Origin of the sequence: Streptomyces sp. TSRI0281, assembly GCF_001905125.1 — a bacterium.
Taxonomy (GTDB): Bacteria; Actinomycetota; Actinomycetes; order Streptomycetales; family Streptomycetaceae; genus Streptomyces.
The window spans coordinates 193,150-198,992 of record NZ_LWLE01000007.1 but is presented as its reverse complement, the minus strand read 5'-3'; the positions used below and the strand labels follow the sequence as shown (position 1 = coordinate 198,992).

Here is a 5,843-nt window from a genome sequence, read left to right as displayed (position 1 = left end):
CCGAACAATTTTTCCGGGAAAGCCCCGTGCCTTGTGGCACGGGGCTTTTCTGCGTTCACCACCCGTTTCCCTTTCCCTGCCTCCCCTGCCTTCGTGGAAGTGGAGGCAGGGGAGGAATCAGGGGACTGGGGACAGGAGAAACGGAACGGTGGCGTCTAGGCCGGCATGACCAGGCGGGTGTCGTACGCCAGGATGACGGCCTGGACGCGGTCCCGGGCTCCGGTTTTGGCGAGGATGCGGGTGACGTGCGTCTTCACTGTCGATTCGGCGAGATGGAGGCGGGCGGCGATTTCCGTGTTGGACCAGCCCTGACCGATCACCGTGAGGATTTCCCTTTCCCGCTCCGTGAGGGTGGCGATGCGGGGGTCCGCCGACGTGGGGTCGCCCGGTACGGCCGGGAGATGTTGTACGTACGCGTCCAGGAGCCGGCGGGTCAGGCTCGGGGCGACGACCGCGTCGCCGCCCGCCACCGCACGGATGCCGGAGAGGAGTTCCTCCGGCAGGGCGTCCTTGACGAGAAACCCGCTGGCTCCGGCGCGGAGGCCGTCGTACGCGTACTCGTCCTGGTCGAAGGTCGTCACGATGAGGACGCGGGTGCGGGCGCCCGACCTGATGATGCGGCGGGTGGCCTCGATGCCGTCGAGGCCCGGCATACGGATGTCCATCAGAGCGACGTCGGGCTGGTGTTGGCCGATCAGATGGAGTGCTTCGGTGCCGTTGGACGCCTCGCCGACGACGGTCATGTCGTCCTGGCTCTCCAGCAACATGCGGAAGCCGAAGCGTTGCATCGGCTGGTCGTCCGCGATGAGTACGGTCGTCACGGGGGAGTGTCCTCCAGAGGAAGGCGAAGTCGTACCTGCCAGCCGCCGTCCGGCAGAGGGCCCGCTTCGATTGTGCCGTCGTAGAGCGCGGCGCGCTCCCGCATACCCGTGATCCCCCGGCCATGGTGCGAGCCGCGGGGAAGCGTTGCCGGGGTGGTGGTGAGGGTCCGGGGGCCGGTGTCCGTGATCCGGGTTTCCAGATGCGTACGGCTGTGGGTGAGGGTGACCACCGCGGACAGGGCGGGGCCGCCGCCCGCGTGCTTGAGGGTGTTGGTGAGGGCTTCCTGCACCACGCGGTACACGGTCAGTTCGCGTCCGGGGGTGAGGGAGGCGGCCAGGGGCGTGCCGTGGATGTCCAGACGCACCGGGAGGCCCGCGGCACCGACGGACGTGACGAGGGGATGCAGGTCGTTCAGCGTCGGCTGGGGGGTGCGGTCGGCGTCGGGGTGTTCCTCGCGCAGGATGCCCAGGAGCCGGCGGAGTTCGGACAGGGCCTGTCTGCTGGTGGTGCCGATGGCCTCCAGCGCCTGGACCGCTCGCTCCGGGGTCTTCGCCGCCGCGTAGGCGCCGCCGTCCGCCAGGCCCGTGATGACGGAGAGGTTGTGGCCGATGATGTCGTGCATCTCGCGGGCGATACGGGTGCGTTCGGCCGCGGCCGCGAGTCGTGCCTGCTGGTCGCGTTCGTGTTCCAGCCGGTGGGCCCGTTCGACCAGGGCCTCCGTGTAGTCCTTGCGGGTCCGGACCGCGATGCCCAGGAGAGAGACGAAGGCGAAGCCCCAGAGGTAGGAGACCAGTTGTTGGTTCCAGACTTCCGGGATGCGAGCCGCCCCGGCCACGGCGGGGGCGCACATCAGCAGGCCCGCCCCCGCGAGGGCCCTCAGGGGCAGGCGCAGAGCGATCTGGAACGCGGGGATCAGCTGGAGGAACGCGGCCTGCACGACGGCTCCGGTCCAGATATTGGCCATGGACACCGGCGCCATCAGGACGAGCACGGCCACCGGATGCGTGCGCCGCCACAGCAACGGCACGGAGAAGCCCAGGGTCATCAGCAGGACCAGCGGTTCGGGCGCGTCCACGTCGCGTGCCACGGTCCGCCAGCCGCCCGTGGTGAAGTCGAGCACCGTGACCAGGACCCAGAAAGAGGTCAGCAGGACGTCCCAGACCCTCGGCCGGCGCCGGTCGAGGGCGCGCAGGCGGTGCAGGCGCCCCTGGATGTACCGGGTGAGCGGAGCGGTCCCCGTGAACCACTCCTGGTCCCGCCCTTCCTGCTTGTCTTGCCCGTCCCGCCGGTACTGCCGGTCGGGTTCGTCCTGCCCGTCCTGGGTGGTCGCGTCGTGTCCCGTACCGCCGACGCCTGGTTCGGCGTGTGCCTTGTTGTCCGTCACCGGGTCATCCTCGTCGGCTCCGTCGCCTTGTTCGCCGCAACCATTCCCGTCCCCGTCCCCGTCCTGGCGCCTGTTCGCCGTCAGGCATCCCGGCGGCGCAGGAGGAGGGCCGCCGCGCCCAGTGAGGCCGCTGCCCACAGGAACAGGGCGAGCAGGGCCGTGCCCGGGGTGGCGGTGTCCGGGATCGGGGTGGCGGAGCCGAGTGCTCCGGCGGCCTGGGTCGGGAAGTACCTGATGGCCGTCTCGACGGTCTCGTACGGGATCATGCCCAGGATCTCAGGGACGATCATGACTCCGCCGATGAAGGCACCGATCGCTCCGGGCACGGAACGGAGCAGCGCGCCGAGGCCGAGGCCGATCAGGCTCAGCAGGGTGATGGCCGCCGAGTTGCCCGCCACCGCTCGCAGCACGCCCGGGTCGGCGAGGGAGGCCGACTGGTCGGTGTCGTGGAGGAACAACTGCGCGGCGGAGAAGGTGATCAGCGCGGTCACGAACATGATCGTGAAGGCGGACACGGCGAAGACCGCGGCCTTTGCCCACAGGACGGGGAGTCTGGTCGGTACGGCGGTGAGCGAGGCGCGGATCATGCCGGTGGAGTACTCGCCCGCGGTGACCAGAATGCCCAGGACCACGATGCAGAGCTGGCCGAGCAGGGTGCCGTAGAGCGTCAGGATGACCGTGTCGACGTCGGAATCGCCGCCGCCGGATGTGTAGGTGGCACCCATGATCAGACCGATTCCGAGGATCAGCGCGGCGGCTGAGCCGACGGTGATCCAGGTGGAGCGCAGGGACCAGAGCTTGTGCCACTCGGATCGCAGGACGCGGGCCGGGGTGATGCGGTACGGCGGGCGGACGGTGGCGGTGGGGTCGACGGTGGTGAGAGTGGTGGGATCGGTGGTGGGAGTGGTGGCGGTGGGGTCGGTGGTGGTCATGCCGCGGCTCCGGTCAGGGGGGTGGCTGGGGCTCGGTATTCGACCGATTCGTGGGTGAGGTCCATGAACGCCTGCTCCAGCGACGCGGTCTGCGGCGTGAGTTCGTGGAGGGCGATCGAGTGAGCGGCTGCGATCCGGCCGATGTGCGCCGCGTCCACGCCCCTGACCTCCAACTGGCCGAGCCGGCCGGGCTGGTCGTTGCCCGGCGTGGTGATCTCCACGCCGGGGGCGGTGAGCAGTGCGCGCAGGGCGGCGGCCTGCGGGGTGACCACCTTGACGGAGGCGCCGCCCGCCGTGCGGACCAGTTCGGCGACCGTGGTGTCGGCGAGGAGCCGGCCCCGGCCGATCACGATCAGGTGGTCGGCGGTGAGGGCCGTCTCACTCATCAGGTGCGAGGAGATCAGGACCGTACGTCCCTGGGAGGCGAGGGACTTGAGCAGGTTACGGATCCACAGGACGCCCTCCGGGTCGAGCCCGTTCACCGGCTCGTCCAGGATGAGGGTGCGGGGATCGCCGAGGAGCGCGGCGGCGATGCCGAGCCGTTGGCCCATGCCGAGGGAGAAGCCCTTGATCCGCTGGTGTGCGACCTCGGTCAGGCCGGCCAGGTCGAGGACGTGTTCGACGCGGCTGCCTGGGATGCCGTGGGTGTGCGCCAGCGCCATCAGGTGGTGGAAGGCGGACCGGCCGGGGTGGACGGACCTGGCTTCCAGCAGGGCGCCGACCTCGGTGAGGGGCGCGGCATGGGTGGCGTAGGTCCGCCCGCCGATCGTGGACCGGCCGCGGGTCGGGGCGTCCAGGCCGAGCAGCATGCGCATCGTGGTCGACTTGCCTGCCCCGTTGGGACCGAGGAATCCGGTGACGGTTCCGGGGTGGACCGTGAAGTCGAGGCCCTCGACGACGGTCTTGTCCCCGTACCGTTTGGTGAGTTCGTACGCCTTGATCATGCCGTCGACGCTACGGAGCGGCCGGGCGGTGGTCGTCCGACCGGGGGCGGGATGTCGGCGGGGGCGTAGTACCGGGGTACGACGCCGAAACCGGTTTGCCCCTCCTGCGCGCCGGAGGTCAGGATCGGCGCATGGATTATGTGATTCGCCCCGTGCGGGCCGAGGAATGGCCGCAGGCCAGAGAGCTGCGGCTGGTCGCCCTTCAGGACCCTGTGGCGCCCGTGGCGTTCCTGGAGACGTACGGGAACGCGGTCGCGCAGCCGGACGAGTTCTGGCAGGAGCGGACTGCCACCGGTGCCACGGGGACGCGTGTCCGGCAGTTCGTCGCCGAGGCGCCGGACGGTACGTGGGTGGGGTCGGTCACGTTGCTCGTCGAGCTGCCCGAGGACGAGGTGCGGTTCGGGGCTCCCGCCGAGGTGAACCAGGGGCATCTGGTCGGTGTGTTCGTGCGGCCGGAGGTGCGGGGCACCGGGGTGACCGATGCGCTGTTCCGTGCGGCGGTCGAGTGGGCCTGGTCGCTGTCCGAGCCGCCGCTTGAGCGGGTGCGGCTGTATGTGCACGAGAACAACCCGCGGGCCGCCGCCTTCTACCGCCGGTTCGGATTCGTGCCGTCCGGGCAGACCGTTCGTCTGCCGGGTGACACGGGTGACACGGGTGACACGGGTGACACGGGTGATGTGGACGATGCGGGTGGCACGGGCGTTGCGGGAGTGCCTGAATGGGAGCTGGAGTACGTCCTGGGCCGGGAGTAGCCGCGAGGAACCCCGGAACCCCCGGTCCCGTTGGCCGCCTGATTCAGGTGGCGGGCAGTTGCAGTTGCTGCTGCCAGCGGGCGCGGCCCTGTTCCTGCGAGCGGAGCAGGACCAAGGTGGGCATGCCCTGGTCCTGACCGGTCGCCAGCAGCTCCGGGAGCAGGGGAAGAGGAGCCACGGCCGCGACGTCGTCGAGGACGAGCGTCATTGGTGGGTCGAGCCGACCGTCGGATGACCGTGCGGCCATGCGGCGGCCGTGCTCGACCACGTATGAGGCGAGCGCGGTGAGAAGGGGCATCGCGCCGGGGTGGGAGCGGGGATCCTCGATGGGTTCGCCCACCACATAGAGCGTTCCCCCTTCACCCGTAAATGATTCCAGCGCGAGCGAATCCGCTCGGTTCGCCGTGCAGGCCTCCCGGATGTGGACCGAGGACAGGGCGGTGAGGGCCCGTACGGTCAACTCCTGGGCCACTTCCCGGCGTTCCGGGTACGCGGTGAAGGCGGACTCCAGCAGTCCGGCGAGCCCGGAGGCGGCCTTGGGGTGGGTACGGAGCAGGCGCACCGGTTCGTGGGCGCTGCCGCCGAGGGCCCAGCGGTGGACCTGGCGGAAGGGCCGGCCGTCCACCGCGGCGGCGTGCAGCCAGCACTGCAGGAGCGTCTGTGCCGTGTCGGCCGTCGCCGCGTCGATCCGGGCCTGCGGCCGGACCGGGGCGAGCAGCGCGGCGGCGCGGGTGGCGGCCACGTCGGGTTGCTCGCAGCCCGCGGTGGGCGACCAGTGGAGGCGGGCCGGGGTGTCGCAGAGGTGGCCGGGGTCGTAGACGAGGACCGGGCCGAGCTTGCTGCGGGCGTCCTTCGTCTCGGCCCAGACGGTGGGGTCGGAGGTGACGACGAGTGCGGGGCCGTCGGCTTCCTGGATGGCCTGGACGACGGTGGGGCGGCGGGTGGCGGCGGGGGCGTAGAGGAGGAGGGGGGTGCGGGGGGAGGGGAGGAGCGTGGGGGGTGTGGGGGG

Annotated in this window: 5 protein-coding genes and 1 pseudogene; 1 reads left to right on the top strand and 5 read right to left on the bottom strand. The window is 70.8% G+C overall.

The genetic code is table 11. The features are described 5' to 3' along the window. Positions 1-155 precede the first annotated feature (155 nt). The 4 genes from A6A29_RS14805 to A6A29_RS14790 form a co-directional block, all read right to left on the bottom strand. Positions 156-821, bottom strand: coding sequence for a response regulator (locus A6A29_RS14805; RefSeq protein WP_073720523.1), 666 nt, complete (start codon positions 819-821; stop codon positions 156-158). Continuing rightward, positions 818-2,206, bottom strand: a complete 1,389-nt coding sequence (locus A6A29_RS14800; RefSeq protein ID WP_079182753.1) for a histidine kinase — start codon at positions 2,204-2,206, stop codon at positions 818-820. Before A6A29_RS14800 ends, A6A29_RS14805 begins: the two co-directional genes overlap by 4 nt. 80 nt (positions 2,207-2,286) lie before the next feature. Continuing rightward, the gene (locus tag A6A29_RS14795; RefSeq protein ID WP_073720522.1) at positions 2,287-3,138 is read right to left on the bottom strand and encodes an ABC transporter permease subunit; all 852 of its coding nucleotides are present in this window, start codon (positions 3,136-3,138) and stop codon (positions 2,287-2,289) included. Then, complete coding sequence (locus A6A29_RS14790; protein WP_073720521.1) at positions 3,135-4,082, bottom strand: ATP-binding cassette domain-containing protein; 948 nt, start codon at positions 4,080-4,082, stop codon at positions 3,135-3,137. The genes A6A29_RS14795 and A6A29_RS14790 overlap by 4 nt, the downstream gene beginning before the upstream one ends. Before the next feature lie 131 nt (positions 4,083-4,213). Here A6A29_RS14790 and A6A29_RS14785 point away from each other — a divergent pair, with 131 nt between their 5' ends. Then, the gene (locus tag A6A29_RS14785; RefSeq protein ID WP_079182752.1) at positions 4,214-4,834 is read left to right on the top strand and encodes a GNAT family N-acetyltransferase; all 621 of its coding nucleotides are present in this window, start codon (positions 4,214-4,216) and stop codon (positions 4,832-4,834) included. A gap of 43 nt (positions 4,835-4,877) precedes the next feature. On the opposite strand, the pseudogene A6A29_RS46490 reads toward A6A29_RS14785, so the two are convergent. Continuing rightward, positions 4,878-5,843: pseudogene (locus A6A29_RS46490) on the bottom strand (type VI secretion protein); the annotation flags it as partial.